Origin of the sequence: Allokutzneria sp. A3M-2-11 16, assembly GCF_024213555.1 — a bacterium.
Taxonomy (GTDB): Bacteria; Actinomycetota; Actinomycetes; order Mycobacteriales; family Pseudonocardiaceae; genus Allokutzneria.
Genome location: NZ_JANAVO010000006.1, coordinates 100,520 through 117,026, shown reverse-complemented (window position 1 = coordinate 117,026; position 16,507 = coordinate 100,520). Strand labels below are relative to the sequence as shown.

General features: G+C 70.8%; 19 protein-coding genes and 1 pseudogene. 8 read left to right on the top strand and 12 right to left on the bottom strand.

The window, feature by feature from the left end:
* Window positions 1-226 precede the first annotated feature (226 nt).
* Window positions 227-1,051, bottom strand: coding sequence for an SAM-dependent methyltransferase (locus tag NLX83_RS28345; RefSeq protein ID WP_254238258.1), 825 nt, complete (start codon window positions 1,049-1,051; stop codon window positions 227-229).
* 142 nt (window positions 1,052-1,193) lie between these two features.
* Between NLX83_RS28345 and NLX83_RS28340 the strand changes: the two genes are divergently transcribed.
* Window positions 1,194-1,700, top strand: a complete 507-nt coding sequence (locus NLX83_RS28340; protein ID WP_254238257.1) for a hypothetical protein — start codon at window positions 1,194-1,196, stop codon at window positions 1,698-1,700.
* Between the two features lie 41 nt (window positions 1,701-1,741).
* On the top strand, window positions 1,742-2,665 hold the full coding sequence (locus NLX83_RS28335) for an NADP-dependent oxidoreductase (RefSeq protein ID WP_254238256.1): 924 nt from the start codon (window positions 1,742-1,744) through the stop codon (window positions 2,663-2,665).
* Here NLX83_RS28335 and NLX83_RS28330 read toward each other — a convergent pair.
* Window positions 2,652-3,545 carry a PfkB family carbohydrate kinase gene (locus tag NLX83_RS28330; RefSeq protein ID WP_254238255.1) on the bottom strand — a complete coding sequence of 298 codons (894 nt, stop codon included), beginning with the start codon at window positions 3,543-3,545 and terminating at the stop codon, window positions 2,652-2,654. The genes NLX83_RS28335 and NLX83_RS28330 overlap by 14 nt on opposite strands.
* A gap of 28 nt (window positions 3,546-3,573) precedes the next feature.
* The gene (locus tag NLX83_RS28325) at window positions 3,574-4,425 is read right to left on the bottom strand and encodes an EamA family transporter (RefSeq protein ID WP_254238254.1); all 852 of its coding nucleotides are present in this window, start codon (window positions 4,423-4,425) and stop codon (window positions 3,574-3,576) included.
* An 84-nt stretch (window positions 4,426-4,509) separates the two neighbouring features.
* On the opposite strand from NLX83_RS28325, the gene NLX83_RS28320 reads away from it, so the two are divergent.
* A complete protein-coding gene (locus NLX83_RS28320) occupies window positions 4,510-4,875 on the top strand; it encodes a LysR family transcriptional regulator (RefSeq protein WP_254238253.1) in 366 nt (121 codons plus the stop codon).
* A complete protein-coding gene (locus NLX83_RS28315) occupies window positions 4,785-5,399 on the top strand; it encodes a LysR substrate-binding domain-containing protein (protein WP_254238252.1) in 615 nt (204 codons plus the stop codon). Before NLX83_RS28320 ends, NLX83_RS28315 begins: the two co-directional genes overlap by 91 nt.
* Here NLX83_RS28315 and NLX83_RS28310 read toward each other — a convergent pair.
* The 3 genes from NLX83_RS28310 to NLX83_RS28300 all read right to left on the bottom strand — a co-directional run bounded on the left by NLX83_RS28310 (window position 5,383) and on the right by NLX83_RS28300 (window position 8,167).
* Entirely contained in the window at window positions 5,383-6,300 is a 918-nt protein-coding gene (locus NLX83_RS28310; RefSeq protein ID WP_254238251.1) for a streptomycin biosynthesis protein, read from the bottom strand. The genes NLX83_RS28315 and NLX83_RS28310 overlap by 17 nt on opposite strands.
* 121 nt (window positions 6,301-6,421) lie before the next feature.
* The gene (locus NLX83_RS28305; protein WP_254238250.1) at window positions 6,422-6,856 is read right to left on the bottom strand and encodes a nitroreductase family deazaflavin-dependent oxidoreductase; all 435 of its coding nucleotides are present in this window, start codon (window positions 6,854-6,856) and stop codon (window positions 6,422-6,424) included.
* Window positions 6,857-6,913: 57 nt separating this feature from the next.
* Window positions 6,914-8,167: an MFS transporter gene (locus NLX83_RS28300; protein ID WP_254238249.1), complete on the bottom strand. Its 1,254-nt coding sequence runs from the start codon at window positions 8,165-8,167 to the stop codon at window positions 6,914-6,916.
* A gap of 405 nt (window positions 8,168-8,572) precedes the next feature.
* On the opposite strand from NLX83_RS28300, the gene NLX83_RS28295 reads away from it, so the two are divergent.
* Window positions 8,573-9,709, top strand: coding sequence for an HNH endonuclease signature motif containing protein (locus NLX83_RS28295; RefSeq protein ID WP_254238248.1), 1,137 nt, complete (start codon window positions 8,573-8,575; stop codon window positions 9,707-9,709).
* Between the two features lie 184 nt (window positions 9,710-9,893).
* On the opposite strand, the pseudogene NLX83_RS42310 reads toward NLX83_RS28295, so the two are convergent.
* The 6 genes and pseudogenes from NLX83_RS42310 to NLX83_RS28275 all read right to left on the bottom strand — a co-directional run.
* Window positions 9,894-9,968 (bottom strand): annotated as a pseudogene (locus NLX83_RS42310) (hypothetical protein); the annotation flags it as partial.
* 16 nt (window positions 9,969-9,984) lie between these two features.
* The gene (locus NLX83_RS42305; protein WP_374118821.1) at window positions 9,985-10,296 is read right to left on the bottom strand and encodes a hypothetical protein; all 312 of its coding nucleotides are present in this window, start codon (window positions 10,294-10,296) and stop codon (window positions 9,985-9,987) included.
* Window positions 10,223-11,044 carry a hypothetical protein gene (locus NLX83_RS28290; RefSeq protein ID WP_254238247.1) on the bottom strand — a complete coding sequence of 274 codons (822 nt, stop codon included), beginning with the start codon at window positions 11,042-11,044 and terminating at the stop codon, window positions 10,223-10,225. Before NLX83_RS28290 ends, NLX83_RS42305 begins: the two co-directional genes overlap by 74 nt.
* A gap of 71 nt (window positions 11,045-11,115) precedes the next feature.
* Window positions 11,116-11,583 carry a peroxiredoxin family protein gene (locus NLX83_RS28285; RefSeq protein ID WP_254238246.1) on the bottom strand — a complete coding sequence of 156 codons (468 nt, stop codon included), beginning with the start codon at window positions 11,581-11,583 and terminating at the stop codon, window positions 11,116-11,118.
* Window positions 11,576-12,124: an RNA polymerase sigma factor gene (locus NLX83_RS28280; protein WP_254238245.1), complete on the bottom strand. Its 549-nt coding sequence runs from the start codon at window positions 12,122-12,124 to the stop codon at window positions 11,576-11,578. The genes NLX83_RS28285 and NLX83_RS28280 overlap by 8 nt, the downstream gene beginning before the upstream one ends.
* A 91-nt stretch (window positions 12,125-12,215) precedes the next feature.
* On the bottom strand, window positions 12,216-13,910 hold the full coding sequence (locus NLX83_RS28275; RefSeq protein WP_254238244.1) for a glycosyl transferase: 1,695 nt from the start codon (window positions 13,908-13,910) through the stop codon (window positions 12,216-12,218).
* A gap of 201 nt (window positions 13,911-14,111) precedes the next feature.
* On the opposite strand from NLX83_RS28275, the gene NLX83_RS28270 reads away from it, so the two are divergent.
* The 3 genes from NLX83_RS28270 (at window position 14,112) to NLX83_RS28260 (ending at window position 16,366) form a co-directional block, all read left to right on the top strand.
* Window positions 14,112-14,504, top strand: coding sequence for an MmcQ/YjbR family DNA-binding protein (locus tag NLX83_RS28270; protein WP_254238243.1), 393 nt, complete (start codon window positions 14,112-14,114; stop codon window positions 14,502-14,504).
* 70 nt (window positions 14,505-14,574) lie between these two features.
* Complete coding sequence (locus NLX83_RS28265; RefSeq protein WP_254238242.1) at window positions 14,575-15,414, top strand: isocitrate lyase/PEP mutase family protein; 840 nt, start codon at window positions 14,575-14,577, stop codon at window positions 15,412-15,414.
* 25 nt (window positions 15,415-15,439) lie between these two features.
* Window positions 15,440-16,366: a hypothetical protein gene (locus NLX83_RS28260; RefSeq protein WP_254238241.1), complete on the top strand. Its 927-nt coding sequence runs from the start codon at window positions 15,440-15,442 to the stop codon at window positions 16,364-16,366.
* Window positions 16,367-16,507: the final 141 nt, after the last annotated feature.

Genomic DNA, 16,507 nt, shown 5'->3' with positions numbered 1-16,507 from the left:
GTTCCAAGGCTCCTGGATCGATTACAACCTGAAGCCTCCCCGCACCGAGCGCCCAATTACTTGAATGCGACGATCGGCCCGATTTGCCAAAGAAGGCGATGACCGTTGCTCGATCAGGCGGGACCGCGTCGCCGTCAGCAGGCGAGGTCGTGCACCGCGCGCACTGCCCGGCGAGGGTCTTCGCGACCTCGGCCTGCTGCACGACAACGCACGAAACCGCCGACGATCACCCGAAGGAGGCGTACAGGTAGTTCAACCCGGGCTGGGCGTCGGCCAGGCGCGCCGGGATCGGCTCGTCGAGCAGCGGGTGGCCCATGTCGGCCAGCCGGTCCGCCCGGTGCACCTGGGCCGACCATCCGTGCCCGGCGAGCCACGCGCCGGGATCGTCGATCGCGGTCAGCGACCGGCCGATGGAGCGCACCAGCTCCACGACGGGCGCGTTGCCCGGGTTCGTGAAGAACTCCGCGTCGAAGGCGTCCCCGATGAACCGGGACCCCGGCGCCGACGCCCCGCTGAGGCCCGCGAGCACCCAGTCGCACATCGGCAGCGGCAGGTGCTGGAGCAGTCCCTCGACGATCCACAGCGTCGGCAGGTCCGCGCGGAACCCGGCGTCGACGAGCGCGGGAACCCAGTTCTCGGTGAGGTCGGCCTCCACGATCACGTAACGGCACCGCGGGGCGAACGACTCCAGGCGGCGGGACTTCGCCTGGAGCTGGCCGGGCAGGTCGACCTCGAAGTAGGCGAGGTCCGCGGGCAGGTTCAGCCGGAACGCGCGGGTGTCGGAGCCCGCGCCGAGGCTGACTACCTGCCTGCCACCCTCGGTGACCGCGCGCAGCACCGCCTCGTCGCCGAGCCTGCCGCGGATGACGGCGGCGTTGCTGGAGATGCCCTTGCCGTGCATGCCGACGATCACGGCCCTGGCCCCCGCGGGCACGAGCAGCGCCGCGAGCGGGTCGCGCATGAACGGCTCGGGTTCCTCGTACTCCATCGCGCGCCGCGCGGCGACCCAGTCAGCGGTCTGCTGCACGGGAATCGGCTCGGGGGTCGTCATGATTGTGCTCCGGCGAACTGAGGAACAACGGGTCGAGGCCGGTCATTGTGCACAGTGGAAGGTCATTTCCCACGGTCGCACTTGAACACCGCGACCGCAAAAAATCGCGCTCACCTGCGGCGGGGCCTGGCATGCTGCGACCGTGAACGCCACCGTCGATGTGACAGCGCAGTGGGTGCGGACGTCGTGGACCAAGCAGTCCCGCAGCGGTGAGGACGCCGCGCGGCGCAATGCCCTCCCGGTGGCTTTCACCCTACCGGACACGACCCCGCCCCTGGTGCACACGGTGACGCAACGGGAATGGGAACACGACTTCGAACCGCGGTTCTCCGTGCTGCACGGTCCGCCCAGCCGCGCCGACGTGCAGCTGCGGGAAGCCGATGGTCTGCTGCGGATCATGTTGCTACCGCGCGGAATGCCCGGTGCGATCCGGCGTCGCCCGCCCGCGGTGCGGCTGCGCCCCGGCGAGTGGGTGCGGTGGCAGATCACCTACCGGCAGGCCAGGTACTCCGGGCGCGGTCCCTGGTACTACAGCCTGGACACGCTGAACCTGGCGTTCGGCCCGGTGTCCACAAAGGACATCTTCCTGGGCGTGCCGACGCGCCACGTGGACGAGCGCGCGCAGCTGACCGCCTACCGCCGCGGCTGAGGCCCGGGAACCAGGCGGGCCGCCCCCCTGTTCCACCCGGTATGAGAGCGATCGTGTTGCCCGAGTACGGCGGTCCCGACCAACTGCGGCTCGCCGAGCTGCCCGAGCCGAAGGTCGCTCCCGGTGAGGTCCTGGTCCGGGTCCGGGCGGCCGGGGTCAACCCGGTGGACTGGAAGCTGGCGGCCGGGGCGCTGGACGGGCTCATGGAGACGCGGTTCCCGGTGGTCCCGGGGTGGGACGTGGCCGGGGTCGTCGAGCGGGTCGGCCTGGACGCCGGGGAGTTCTCGGTGGGCGACGAGGTCTTCGGGTACGTGCGCAAGGACGAGGTGCACCTCGGGGCCTACGCGGAGTTCGTGTCCGCGCACGTGCGGATGCTGGCCCGCAAGCCTTCGGCGCTGTCGTGGGAGCAGGCGGCCGGGGTGCCGCTGGCCGGGCTGACCGCGCACCAGTCGTTGCGCCGCGTCGACGTGCGGCCGGGCGAGACCGTGCTCGTGCACGCGGCGGCGGGCGGGGTGGGCTCGCTGGCCACCCAGATCGCGCTCGCCTGGGGCGTCAGGGTCATCGGCACCGCGAGCGAGCGCAACCACGGCTTCCTCCGCGAGCTCGGCGCCGAGCCGGTCACCTACGGCGCCGGGCTGGTCGAGCGGGTCCGCGAACTCGCCCCGGACGGGGTCGACGCGGTGCTGGACCTCGTCGGCGGGGACGCGGTCGAGGAGTCACTGCCCCTGGTGCGGCGGGCGGACCGCATCGCGTCCATTGTGGACGCTCAGGTCCTCGCGAAGGGCGGCAACTACGTGTGGGTGCGGCCGGACAGCGCGGGTCTCGCCGAACTGGCCGACCTGGCCGACTCCGGGAAGCTGACCGTGCACGTGGACCAGGCGCTGCCGCTGGCCGAGGCCGCGCGGGCGTGGCAGCTCAACCAGGAGGGGCGCACCCGCGGCAAGATCGTCCTCACCGTCGACTAGCCAGCGAAGGGCGCCCGCCGGGGTGGCCCGCCGTCTTCCCGGCGGCGGCCACCGAGGCGGCGGCGATCTCCGGCAACGGATCGCCGCGGTGCAGGCCGACCACGAGCGCCGCGATCAACGCGTCCCCGGCGCCGGTGGTGTCCACGACGGGCGCGTCCGCCAACGGCACGAAAAACTCGTCCTCGTTGGTGGCAAACATATTTCCCTGGCCGGAGACCTCCAGGACCACCAGTTCCGGCCCTCGCCGCAGCACCTCTCGCGCGGCGGCGAACGCGGTGTCGGTGTCGTCGAGGCGCGAACCCGTCAACTGCTCCGCTTCACGGGCATCAGCACGGATCACGTGCGCTTCCTCGACCAGTTCCGCCCCGTGCGTCCCGGTCGTCGGTGGTGCGCCGTCCAGCACCACGCGCACTCCGGCCGTCCGCGCCAGCCGAGCCGCCGTCAGGCACGTCGCGACGGGCTGCTGCAACTGCACGAGCACGGTTCCCGCATCGTAGATCAACTTCTCCGCCGCGAGCACATCTTCTTCCGCCACAAGGGTTTCCCGCGGAATGTGCTCCAAGTAGCGCCACCTGTTGTCCGGTTCGAGGACGTCGACGATCAGCGCGCTGTCCTCGCCGCGCCGCACGACCGCCGACACGTCGATGCCGTCCGCGATGGCTTGGCGCAGCAGGTCTTCGCCGACCTCGTCCGCACCGACCGCGCCGACCAGGGCGACCTCCGCGCCGAGCTGCGCGAGCGCGACCGCCTGGTTGGCGCCCTTCCCGCCGAGCAGTTCCCGCCGCGAGGTCACGGGCGCCCCGCTCCCCGGCTCCGGCAGGCCGTCCAGGGTGAGCACCAGGTCACGGGCTATCTGGCCGAGCACAACGACACTGTCCACGCCTGGCGGTTACCCCGGCCGCGACCCCTCACACCACCGCCGGAGCGCGATCGCCCGTGCGCTCCGCACCGATGCACGCGACGACGACGAAGCCGACCCCGGCCAGCGCGGTGAGGCTCGGAACCTGGTGCAGCACAACGAATCCGGTGACCAGCGCGATGACCGGCTCAAGGCTCATCAGCGTGCCGAACGCCGACGTGTTCAGCCTGCGCAACGCGAGCATCTCCAGGCTGAACGGGATCACCGGCAGCAGCAACGCCAGCCCCAGCCCGATGAACACCAGGTCCCAGGTCAGCAGCCCCACCGAGGAAGGTCCTCCGAACAGCGTCGCGACCACCGCGGCCGTCGGCATCGAGATCGCCAGGCCGCGCACTCCCGCGACCTCGTCCCCCACCTTCTGCGTGAGCAGGATGTAGGCCGCCCAGCAGGCCGCCGCGCCGAGCGCGCACGCGACGCCGACCAGGTCCGTTCCGCCGTGCCACGGCTCGGTCAGCAACAGCACGCCCACGGCGGCGAGCGCGGGCCACGCCTTGTGCCCACCGCGCCCCCTGACCAGGGCCACTCCGAGCGGGCCGATGAACTCCAGCGCGCTCGCGGTGCCGAGCGGGATGCGCGCGACCGCCGCCATGAACAGCATGGTCATCCCCGCCGTCGCGGCGCCGAGGGCGATGCCCGCCAGCAGCGCGGGCCTGCTGAAGCTCGACGGCCGCGGCCGGACCAGGACCAGCAGCAGCACGCCCGCCCAGGCCAGCCGCAACCAGGCGGCGCCGTCCGGGCCGATCCGGTCGAACAGGCCCACCGACAGGGCCAGCCCCAGCTGCACGCAGAGCATCGCCACCAGCGCCATCGCGGCACCGGAACGAGTCGAGAAAGAGGTCATGCGGTCAGTAGACGAAACCAGAACCGTTCACGTCCACCACGTAAAGGTGGACGAACCATTCACTGATTATGGACAATGCACGGGGTGGAGACCAGACGGCTGCAGCTGCTGCTCGAACTGTCCCGGCTGGGGTCGATGCGCGCGGTCGCCGACACGCTCGGCACCACGACGTCGACTGTCTCCCAACAGATCGCCGTGCTGGCCCGCGAGGCCGGGGCGCGGTTGCTGGAACCGGACGGCAGGAGGGTCCGGCTGACCCCCGCCGGGCGGCGGCTCGCCGAGCACGCGGTGACGATCCTGGCCGCGGTGGAGACCGCGCGCGCGCCGACCTGCACCCCAGCACCGACCCCGTTGGCACCGTGCGGACGGCGGGCTTCGCGACCGCGGTCATCCGGTCCCTGCTGCCGCTGGTGCTGGAGTTCGCCGAGGACCACCCCGGCGTTCGGTTGATCATGCACGAGCACGAGCCCGCCGAGGCCGTCGCGCTGCTCGCGGCCGACGAGATCGACCTGGCGATGGTCTACGACTACAACCTCGCGCCCGCACCACTGGACGCCTCGCTGGAGTCGATCCCACTGTGGACGGCGTCGTGGGGCCTCGGCGTCCCCGAGCACCTGGCCGCCGGGGTGTCCGGGAACTCGCTCGCGGTCTTCGAGGCGTTCCGCGAGCACGACCTGATCGGCAACTCCCGCAACCGCGCCGACGAGGACGTGGTGCGCGTGCTCACCTCGCTCGCGGGCTCCGGTCCCGTGGTGCGGCACAAGGCGGACAACCTGGACCTGGTGGAGGAGCTGATCGTCGCCGGGCTCGGGGTCGGCCTGCTGCCCGCCGAGCGCCCGCACCGGCTCGGTGTCCGGCTCGTCCCGCTCACCGAACCCGAGGTGCGGCTGCGCTCCTACGCGGTGATCCGCCGGGGCCGCCGCACCTGGCCGCCGCTGGCCCTGCTGCTGGACCGGCTCACCGCCGCTCCCTAGCCGCCCGGCGCTCGACCTGGTCGGCGAAGTCGTTCCACGCCTCCGCGCACTGCCGGGCGATCTGGGCCATGCCCCTGGCGCAGTGCCGCGGCACCGCCTCGGCGAAGCGCTCCCACTCGCGGCGGTCCAGGAAGTGCGCGCCGAGCAGCCGCAGCACGCCCCGGCCCACCTCCGAGCAGCGCAATGACGGATCGCGGCGCAGGTTGTTCAGCAGGTCGAGGGAGTCGGTGAAGCCCTGGACCGCGGCGGGCTCCTCCTCGCGGTGCCGGGGGCCGACCGGGTTCTGGCCGAGCCGGACCCGCTCCCGCACGTCCTTGGCGGTGCCGATGCTGATCCCGGCGGCCGCCGCCACCTCGCGCAGGGACGAGCCGGGCGCGCTGGCCAGCAGTTCGGCCGCGCGGAGCCTGCCGGTGACCCGGTCGAGCGGGCGGACCCGGCCGTCCAGGCCCATCCGGCTGCCGGGCCGGGGCACGGGCGCGGCGGCCCGCGCCGCGGCGATGGTCTTCGGGGAGAGCCCGGCCGCGGCGGCGATCCGCCGGTCCGACCACTCCGGGTAGGTGCTGACCAGCCGCACCGCCGCCGCCTTGCGGTCCACTGTGGACAGTGTGTTGCGGCGGACGGCGAGCAGGAAACCCGAGTCCGGGTCGCCGTGGAAGAGCTCCACCTCGACGCTGTCCTCACCGCGCAGCTCCGCGGCGCGCAGCCGGTGCCTGCCGTCGAGCACGGCCATGGTGGAGCGGCAGACCAGGATCGGCGGGAGCGGATCGGGCTGCTCGGCGACGCGGCGCGCGAACTCCTCGTCCACCCCGCCGTGCCTGGGGGAGTCGCTCCCGCGCAGCTCGGCGATCGGCACCCGGGTTCGCTCGCGCGGCTGGGCGCCGACGTCCTGCTGGGCGGTCACGACTTCTCCTTGGCGGCCGGGGGAGTCCGAAGCTAGCGCCGCTCCCCCGGCCGGTCACGCCCCGTGAATCGGTGACGCGCCGCCGTGAACCAACCGCCACCGGGCCGTCGTCAGGCCGTCGTCAGGCTGGGTCGAGCACGAAGACCGGGATCTCCCGGTTGGTCTTGTCCTGGTAGTCGGCGTAGTCGGGGAAGGCCGCGACCGCGCGCTCCCACCAGCGCGCTTTCTCGTCCCCGGTCACCTCGCGCGCCACGTAGTCGCCGACGCGGGTGCCGTCCCGCAGCTCCACGTTCGGCTCGGTGAGCACGTTGTAGTACCAGACCGGGTGCTTCGGCGCACCGCCGAGCGAGGCCACCGCCGCGTAGGAGCCGTCGTGCTCGACGCGCATCAGCGGGGTCTTGCGGAGCTTGCCGGACTTGTTGCCCTTCGTGGTCAGAATGATCACCGGGAGCCCGCGCATCGTCGTGCCCTCGGTGCCGCCCGAGCCCTCGTACTGCTCGACCTGCTTGCGCACCCACTCGGTGGGGCTGGGCTCGTACTCGCCGGTCAACGGCATGGCATCGCTCCTAACATCGAGGCTTCTGCCCCGGGTGCAACGCCACGAAGATCACCGCTATTCCCCTCGCAGCGACCGGTCCCGGGTCTCCGGCAGCGCGAGCCCGCACACCACGGACAGCACCCCGTACGCCGACAGGAGCACCCCCACCGCGATGCTGCCGTAGGCCGCCTGCAACGCGGTCGCCACCAACGGGGGAACCGCCCCGCCGAGCACCGTCGCGAGGTTGTAGCTCAACCCGACCGCCGTGTACCGGTGCCCGGTCTCGAACAGCTCGGCCATGTACGCCGCCGCGGGCCCCAGCACTCCACCGCCGATCACCAGCAGCAGGCACAGGCCGACCCCGACGAGCACCACCGAACCGCTGTCGATGATCGGGAACACCACCAGCCCGCACACCACCGCAGCGACGTTCCCACCGAGGATCACCCGCCGCCGCCCGATCCGGTCGGAGTACAGCGCCCCGGCAGCGGTCGCCGCCACCAGCACGACCCCGCCGATCACCCCGAGCAGCAGCATCGTCGGCTGCGAGAGGCGCAGCACCGTGGTGCCGTAGCTCGTCAGGTAGACCGTGCCGATGTAGTTCAGGCTGAAGGCCGCGCTCAGCGCTCCCCCGCCGAGCAGGATGTGCCGCGCGTGCGCCGCGAACGCCGCCCGCAACGGCAGACTGCGCGTCGGTGCCGCCGCGCGGAACACCGGCGTCTCCTCGATCCGCAGCCGCACGTAGAGCCCGACTGCGATCAGCACCACGCTCAGCAGGAACGGAATCCGCCAGCCCCAGGCGAGGAAGGACTCCCGGCTCATCGTCAGCCCGCTGACCAGGAACGTCACGCTGGTCAGGAAGAACGCCGTCCCCGGCCCCAGCTGCGGGTACATCCCCGAGCGCCCCCGGCTGCCCGGCTCGGAGTGCTCGACCGCCAGCAACGCCGCGCCACCCCACTCGCCGCCCACCGCGATCCCTTGCAGGAAGCGGAGAACGACCAGGATCACCGGCGCCGCCACCCCGATCGACGCCGCGCCCGGCAACAGCCCGACACCCACCGTCGACAGGCCCATCAGCAGCAACGTGTAGGTCAGGGTCCGCTTGCGCCCCAACCGATCCCCGAGGTGGCCGAACAACGCCGCCCCCAGCGGCCTCGCCACGAAGGCCACCGCGAACGAGGCGAACGCCGCCACCGTCCCCGCCGTCGCCCCCAGCGCCGGGAAGAACAACGACGGGAACACCAGCGCCGCCGCCGTGCCGTAAACAAAGAAATCATAAAATTCGATCGTCGTCCCGGCGAACGATGCGAATGCGATCCTGCGCTGCACGGTGTTTCCCCTCAGGCTCTGATCACGTCAGCCTCGTTGACAGGTCGGCGGGCGGCAAGCGTGTCTCCAGCCACTGTTCGCTCCGGGCCGAAGCTCCTGCTTGGGGTTTTGGGCTTCGCTGGGTTTCCAGCTTGTGTGGCTGGGCTTCCAGCTTGCGCCAGCACCAGCCTGGGGGTCGGCTTGACCTGGGGGCCCCTTGCGCGCGCCCTTGGGCCTCCCGGGGGCACGGGATGAAACCCCGGCCCTCGCGATAAGCGTATGGCACGCGCACCCCAGGTAAAGCCGACCCCGATTCCCAGCCCGCCCTCACCTTTTCGCTGGGGTTGCGTTTTCGGGCTTTTCGGGCGCCTGGCAATTCATCCTTTAGAGCCATGATCCACTATTATTGTGCGATAGAATAGGGACATGTTCCCTGTAGATTCCGACCATAAACTGATGGTCTACTTCACGGCGATGGGGAAAGCCTCGGCGGACTTCGCGGTCGTGCTGATGGAGTATGTCGCTCAGCTTGAACTATGTGATCGTGAGTTCGCCGAGGAAATCCTCATGCGCTTGTTGGCGGTCTCGAAGACGAAGGCCGCCCGGCTGTTGCAACGCGCAGAGGATTTGACTGGTCGCCCGGTGGTGTTGCGGGCGCTGGCCGAAGGCCGCGTCGACGAGGGCAAAGCATTGATGATCGTCGACCTCCTCTCCACCCTGTCGGCGGTGCACGCAGCGATCGCCGAGCAGGACTTCCTCGCCTTCGCCGAAACGCACAACTACACCGCGACTCGCAAGCATGCGGTGCGGTTCATCGACAAGCTCGATCCCGAGGCTGCCGAACGCCGCCATAAGGAGAAGCGCAAGCAGAGGTTGGTGGAGAAGATCCCCCAAGACGACGGCATGTGCCTGCTGCGGATGTTCTTCCCCGCCCTGCAGGCATCCCTGATCTACGACCGCATCGACCGCATCGCCAAAGCCCTGCCCAAGGATCACCGCACCTTGGACCAGAAGCGGGCCGACGTCACCATGGATCTGTTGATGGGTAAGGAAACCAATGCCCCGCAAGGCCAGGTGACCGTCTACTTGACCATGCCGATGGGTTCCTTCCTCGGCCTGAGCAACGAGCCCGCCATCCTGCACGGATACGGACCGTTGCCCGCCAAGATCGCCCGTGACGTGGCGGCGAACGGGATCTGGAAACGCATCCTCACCGACCCGGTCACCGGGATCGCCGAGGACGTGACCACCTACCGGCCCTCAGCCAAACAACGAGAGCTGATCCACGCCCGCTACCCCACCTGCACCGCCATCGGCTGCAACAGGCCCGCACACCGCTGCGACCTCGATCACTGCTGCCCCTTCAACGGCACCAACACCACCATCACCAACCTCCGCCCCAAATGCAGGCGCCACCACCGCATGAAGCACGAATCCAACTGGAAGTGCGAGAACCTCCCGGACGGGCGGCACGTGTGGACGACACCGAACGGGAAGACCGCCGAAACCGAAGCCGAGCCCATCGCGGAACCGGTGCAGATCGACGAACCCGCCCCCTTCTAGCGGTAAGACACGCCTTCTGCTGAACACGCGATGCGTCGGGGTGGCCGAGTGACGCGTAGATCGCACAGGCGTTCTGCCATTCTTGCGCGGCATCGGCTTGATGTCCCAGAGAATGGTGGGCATCGCCCAAGTACTCCCGTGCGAACGCCTCGTAGTACAGGTCGCCCAGTTCCTGGTCCAACCGCAACGACTCCGCGTAGTGCGCGATCGCCTCCTCGGTGCGGCCGAGGCGGTGGGCGGCATATCCGACACCGAGCAGCGCATCCGCTTGCCCCTCAAGGAAACCAAGCTCCCGGTACAGCGAAAGAGCTGCGACGCAGTGACCGTGGGCGGTTTCGGACGAGCCACAGGGCGGTGAACCAGCCCAGCGCGTTGAGGGCGTCCGCACGCGCGGGCCGACCGGTCGCGGGGTCCAAGAGAGCGAAGGCACTGCGCGCGTGCGCGAGGGCTTCCGGGTACTGCCGGTGCACCTCGTGAACGCGGCCGATGGCGAGGCGGGACAGGATCTCGCCCTCACGGTCGCCGAGCTGCCGAAAGATCTCCAACGCCAGGGTCAGCTCGCCGATCGCGGTGCGTGGATCGCTCATCTTGCGGTAGGCGTGCCCGAGCAACCGCCCGGAACGGGCCTCCTCCTGGCGATTCCCGGACTCGACAGCGGCAGCGACCGCCTTCCGGTGCACGAACACCCGATCTTCCCGATGCCCTCGCCTGCGCAGGAAAGCGCGTCACGCAGCGCGGGAGGCGGGGGCGCCATTCCTGCAACAGTCCCGCGCGAGACAACTCGGCGAGGATGGCGCGGGCTCCCGGCACCGCCGTCGCCGCCAGGCTGGCAGCGGCGAGTACTCCGATGTCCGGCCCAGGATGGTTGCCCAGCAAGCGAAACAGGCGCGCGGCCTGCGGCTTCAGCGCGCGATAGGACCAGGACAGCACCGCGCGCAGCTCACCGTCCTCGAACGCGTCCAGGCGTCGCGCCTCCTCGTCGAGCTGTGCGACCAGATCCCGCAACGAGAACGTCGGTCGCTCCACCGCGCGGGCGGCGACGACAGACAGCGCCAGCGTCGGCGAGCAGCCCGACCTCCACCAGTCGTGCGCCGCGAGACCGGTCAGCCGCTCCCGGCTGGTGATCAGGGTCAGGCAACCGGAGCCACCGGGCAGCAAAGGCCGGACCTGCTCGGCGTCACGCGCGTTGTCGAGGACCACGAGCACCGACCGGCGTGCCACCAGGCTGCGGTACAACGCGGTCTTGGCATCGAAGCCGCGCAGGTTCGCGTGCAGGTGCCCGTCCGGCCCACGGCACCACAGGCTCAGCGGGGACGCGGTGGAAGTGCACGTCACCGTGGATCGACCCCGCCTGCACGCTGTGGCCCGCGACCGGCCCCGACAGCTCGTTGCGCATCAGCCCAGTATCAGGCCCCGGCGGGCAGCTCCGTGACGGCTTTGGTGATCCCCTTCTTGTCGTAGCTGTTGACGGGCACGGTCGCCCCGTGGGCGTGGCGGACGACGCCGTCCCGGTCGATCAGCAGGCTGCCGGACTGCTGCATCGAGCCGAAGACCTTCCTCATCAGCCCGACGGCCTCGTGCGGGGTGCCGCTCTGGCCGGTGACCACCTGGAACGGCAGGCCGCGCTTGGCCTTCCAGGCCGCGGCCTCGGATCGTCCCTCGGGGACGGCGATCAGGACGCGCACCCCGGCGGCGGTCAGCTCCGCGGCGTGCCGGGCGAGGTCCTTGACGTGGCTGCCGCAGATGGCGCAGCTGGTCGAGCGCATGAAGTAGAGCAGCACGTTGTCGCTGCCCCGGTAGTCGGCGAGGCGGACGGCGCGCCCGGCGGTGTCCTCCAGCTCGATGTCGGGAGCGGTGGAGCCGATCTCAAGCATCAGGTTCTCCTTGCGAGGTGTCGAGCAGGAGGCGGACCGTCGCGCGGGCCCGGTGCAGCCGGGACTTCATCGCGGGCACGCTCAGGCCGAGCTCATCGGCGACCACCCGGCCCGGATAGCCCTGGATGTCCCGCATGATCAGGACGCGGCGCTGGTCGGCGGGGAGCTCGGCGATCGCCGCGGCGACCCGTCGGGCCTCCAGCCGCTGCATCACGTCATCCTCGGCCGAGACGACGGAACCCGGACGGGCCAGGTCGTCGCCGCGCCACGCACGGGCGGCCTGGCGCAGGCACAGGTTGCGCACGATCCGGAACATCCAGGACGCGAGGGCACCGGAAGCCCGCAGCGTCCCGATGTTGCGGTACAGGATGATCAGCGCTTCCTGCGCGGAGTCCTCCGCGTCCTCCGGCGAGGCGCACAGCGAACGCGCGAAGCGCCGCACGTGCGGGTGCGAACCCGACACGAGGGCCGCGATCGCGACCGGGTCCCCGCCCTGGGCGGCGGCGATCAACGGCTCCCGGGGCCAACCGGCTTCCGCCACGTCCCGCGACCTCCTCCTGCGCCGGGCGTGTCCCGGCCCCTACAAGAGGCGGCGAGCGCGTCGAAGGATTCAGCGCGGGAAGAGATCTGCGTCACGCCGGGACGAGCGTCCGCACGTCCCAGATCCACACGCCGCCCACGTACACCGAGTTCCGCCCCAGCAACTCGGCGACGACGTTGCCCACGCGCCCGCTCCGCTCCTCCGGAGCCAGCACCACCACGTCGGCCGCCCAGTACCGCAGGTCCCGCACCATGTTCTGCCGATCAGCCTCGGTGATCGCCACCTGTTCGTCGCTGTCGCGCACCTTGGCCAGCAACTCCGACGTCGGCCTGCGCACCGCGCCGTAGGTACCGAAGCGCTCCGGTCCGATGGGCCCGACGAAATACCCTTCCGCGAGCCGGAAATCCATGCCGGTCTTCGCCTGCCACGACAACGCGCGGGCGTCTCCCGGATCGGGCAGCGGGACCACGACGACCGTGCCGTCGTCGACGTAGTCCCGCCAGGTCCCCTGGGCGAAGAACTGCGGCGGGTTGGGGCGGCCCATCGTGTGCAGCGGGGTCGGTGCCAGGGGCAGCAGCACCGCGGCGATCGTGCCGAACCACAGGACGCGGTGCCTGCCCGCTCCGGCCAGCAGGTCCGTGCCGAGCGCGAGCAGGAGCCCGATCAGCGGCACGCAGGCCATCGCGAACCGCGACGGGAGCACGGACTCGAACAGCGGCAGCCCGCCGAGCAGCGCCCACGGTCCCGGCACCGTCTCCGTGCCGTGGACGACCACGACGGCGCCGAAGGACAGCAGGGCCATCACGGCCGTGGTGATCGCGAGCGTCCGAGCCGTCGTCACCCGCCACAGGACGATCGCCAGCACGACGACGAAGACGACGAGCGGCCAGCCGAAGAACGCGTTCTCCTCCGTGCGGTTCATCGACAGCGCGGCCGCGTCCACCTTGTTGCCCGCGAAGGTCTGCGTCGCGAACGCGGTGAGCGCGGCGACGTCGTTGCCTCCGCCGTGCCGCAGTGAGGCGTAGCTCTGCGGCCCGAAGAACTGCCACCACAACGGGACCGCGCAGACCACAATGGACAGTCCGGCCGCGACGCCGAAGCCCTTCGCCAGCGGCACGAGCATCGGGCGGACCTCGGCGGGCCGGACCGCGGCGTGCACCAGCAGGGCGATGCCGAGCGTGACCATGCACAGCAGCAACGGTTCCTCGCCGATGAAGATCTGGTAGGTCACCAGCAGCCCGAGGATCACCCCGTCGCGCACCGGCCGCGTTCCGCTGGCGATGCGCAGCGCGCGGGCGACGATGAACGGCAGCACGAACAGTGCGACGAAGTTCGGGTGCCCGTTGCCGTGCGAGATCACCGAGGGCGCGAAGCCGCAGAACCCGCCGCCGATCAGCGCCCCCGCCCGCGAGTACCCGAACTCCTTCGTCATCACGTGGCACCAGGCCCAGGCCGTGCCCGCGAGCCCGCCGGTGAGCACCACCGTCCAGGTGACGGTCGGGCCGAACAGCAACGTGATCGGGGCGAGCGGGATACCGATGCCGAGCACGGCGGTGTTCGCCATCATGTTCACGCCGAGCGGGTAGTTCTGCAGCTCCGAGTGCAGCGGGTTGCCGAAGTCGGTCACCGCCTTCGCCGCCGAGGCGAAGAACCACTCGAACATGTTCTGGTCCTGGCCGCTGTAGGTCAGGTAGTTGTTCGCCGGGCTGCGCCACAGGTGGAGGTAGACGAACACGGCGAGCGGCAGGTAGACCAGGGCGGGCAGAAAGCGGTTGAAGCGGCTCACACTCGGTAATACCGATCGCTTGTCGTGTTTCGTTGTGTGTCACTCGACACCTGGCAAGAACTCCGATCCTAGTCAACCCGCGGAAACCGGATCGACTACGGGGCGCGGTGCTGCCACCGTCGCGCCCGAGCCCGCCGCCAGGACCATCGCCGAGCACTTCGCGCTGCCGCGCCAGGAGCCGCGTCCGCGTTACGCTTGGCCATGGCCACCTGGGACGACGTCCGCCGCATCGCACTCGCGCTCCCGGAGACGACCGAGCGCCCCACCTACGACAGCGCGCCCGCGTGGCGGGTGAAGGACAAGGCGTTCGCCTGGGAACGGCCGCTGCGCCGGGCCGACCTGGAGGCGCTCGGGGACTCCGCGCCGACCGGGCCGGTCCTCGGGGTGCGGGTGCCGGACCTCGGTGCCAAGGAGGCCCTGCTCGCCGAGACCGGCGGTCCGTGCTTCACCACGCCGCACTTCGACGGCTACCCCTCGGTGCTCGTGCGGCTGGACCGGGTGGACGCCGCCGCGCTGGAGGAACTGCTGACCGAGGCGTGGCTGGACCGCGCGCCGAAGCGGCTGGCCGAGCGGTTCCTGGAGGAGCGCAAGTAGCCATTTGGTGATCTTGATCCATACCTTCGACATCTCGACGCCGCCCGGCGGGCGTTCGTAGGTTCGGGAGATGCCTTCTCCTCGCTACGGGTCCGCGCTGCGCGACGAGGTGCGTTCGGCCGGGGTCACCCCGCTGATCGGCGTCTTCGACATGCTCTCCGCCTCCATCGCCGCGCGGCACTACGACGGGTTCTTCGTCTCCGGTTTCGGGTTCGCCGCGTCGTACTACGGGCTGCCGGACATCGGCTACATCGCCTGGCCGGACATGGTGGCCTTCGTCCAGCGGTTACGGCTGGCCTTCCCGGACAAGCACCTGCTCGTCGACATCGACGACGGGTACGTGGACCCGGAGGTCGCCTGCCACGTGATCGGCAACCTCGAACTGCTCGGCGCCTCCGGGGTGATCCTGGAGGACCAGCGGCGGCCGCGCCGGTGCGGGCAGGCCGCGGACAAGCAGATCCTCCCGCTGGAGCAGTACCTGGAGAAGCTGGAGCTGGTGCTGCGCACGCGGACCGACCTGGTGGTGGTCGCCCGCACCGACGCCACGGAGGAGGACGAGATCCTGCGCCGCGCGGCCGCCTTCGCCGCCACCGACGCCGACGTGGTGCTGGTGGACGGCGTGACCAGCGTGCGGCTGATGCGCGAGATCAAGTCCGTGCTCGGCGGGAAACCGTTGCTGTTCAACCAGATCGCCGGTGGTCGCTCGCCCGCGCTGTCGCTGACCGAACTCGCCGAGGTCGGCGTGGACGTGGCGATCTACAGCACTCCGTGCCTGTTCGCGGCGCACAGCGCGATCGACGCCGAGCTGGCGCGCCTGCGCGACTCCGACGGCAGGCTGCCCGAGGAGTCGATCACGGTCGCCGACTCCTTCGCCCTGCTGGAGCGCAACATCAGCCGCCACCAGCGCTGAGACCCCCTCATTGGCCGCTTTCGCGGTGCGTGGCGAACGCGGGATGGTGGTCGGCGGACTCCGCCCGGCTCACCACGAGAACGGCAGCGCCATGCTCACTTCCCTTGACTTCCCCCTCCCCTTCGACCTGACCGTCAACCCGCACAGCAGCACCGTCTCGGAGGACCACCCGGGGTGGGCGAGGTCGATCGGCCTGCTCCCCCCTGCCGAGTCCTGGTACCGGGACTACGACGACGCCGACATCCCGGCCCTGGCCGCGCGCGCCGTGCCCGCCGCCGCGCCGGACCGGCTCGACCTGGCCATGCGCGTCTTCGGCTGGGCCTTCGTCTGGCGCGACCAGCTGCCGCGCCTGGCCGCCACCGAGCCGCGCCTGGCCGCCGACCACGTCAAGGACCTGGTCGAGGCGTGCCACACCGCGGGGGCCGTGCGCGGCACGAGCCACGGCGTGTGCGTGTGGGCGGGGCTCTGGTCGGAGCTGCGCGAGGGCATGACGAGGGACTGGGACGTTCGCGCCACGCGCTCGTTCACCGCCTCCGCCGTGTCGCACCTGCACGGCGGGCGGCTCGACTTCGAGCTGGTGCCCGTGCTGCTGGAGTCGTTGCTGGACTGCGAACTCCCGCTCACCGCGCACGACAGCCCGCAGCTGCGCAGCCTGCGGTGGATCACCAGCCGGGTGACCGCGTGGTCGGCCTCCGGCGCCGATGACCGGGAGACCGTCGAACGGGTCCGCGAGGACATCCGGGCCTTCGAGCACGTCCGCGAGGACCTGCCGGAGATGATGGCGGGCCTGGAGCTGGACAAGTCGGAGATCGACGCGGTGGAGCGCTACGTGACCGGCCTCGGCTCCTGGATGCGCGGCCACCACGACTGGCAGCAGGCGCACCCCGACCCCGCGCTCCCCGAGGCCGCCAACCTCGTCACGCCGGGCTGCGCCTGTCCCTGCACCGATTAGCCGCGCCCCGCGCACCACGTAAACTGACCCCATGCGCCCCAACCGCCCCCACACCCAACGCGAGGCGGCCTCAACCTAGAGATCTCCCGTTTCGTACTCTTAACGGGAAAAAGAGCGCTCCCAAATCCCGGCAAGAGTACG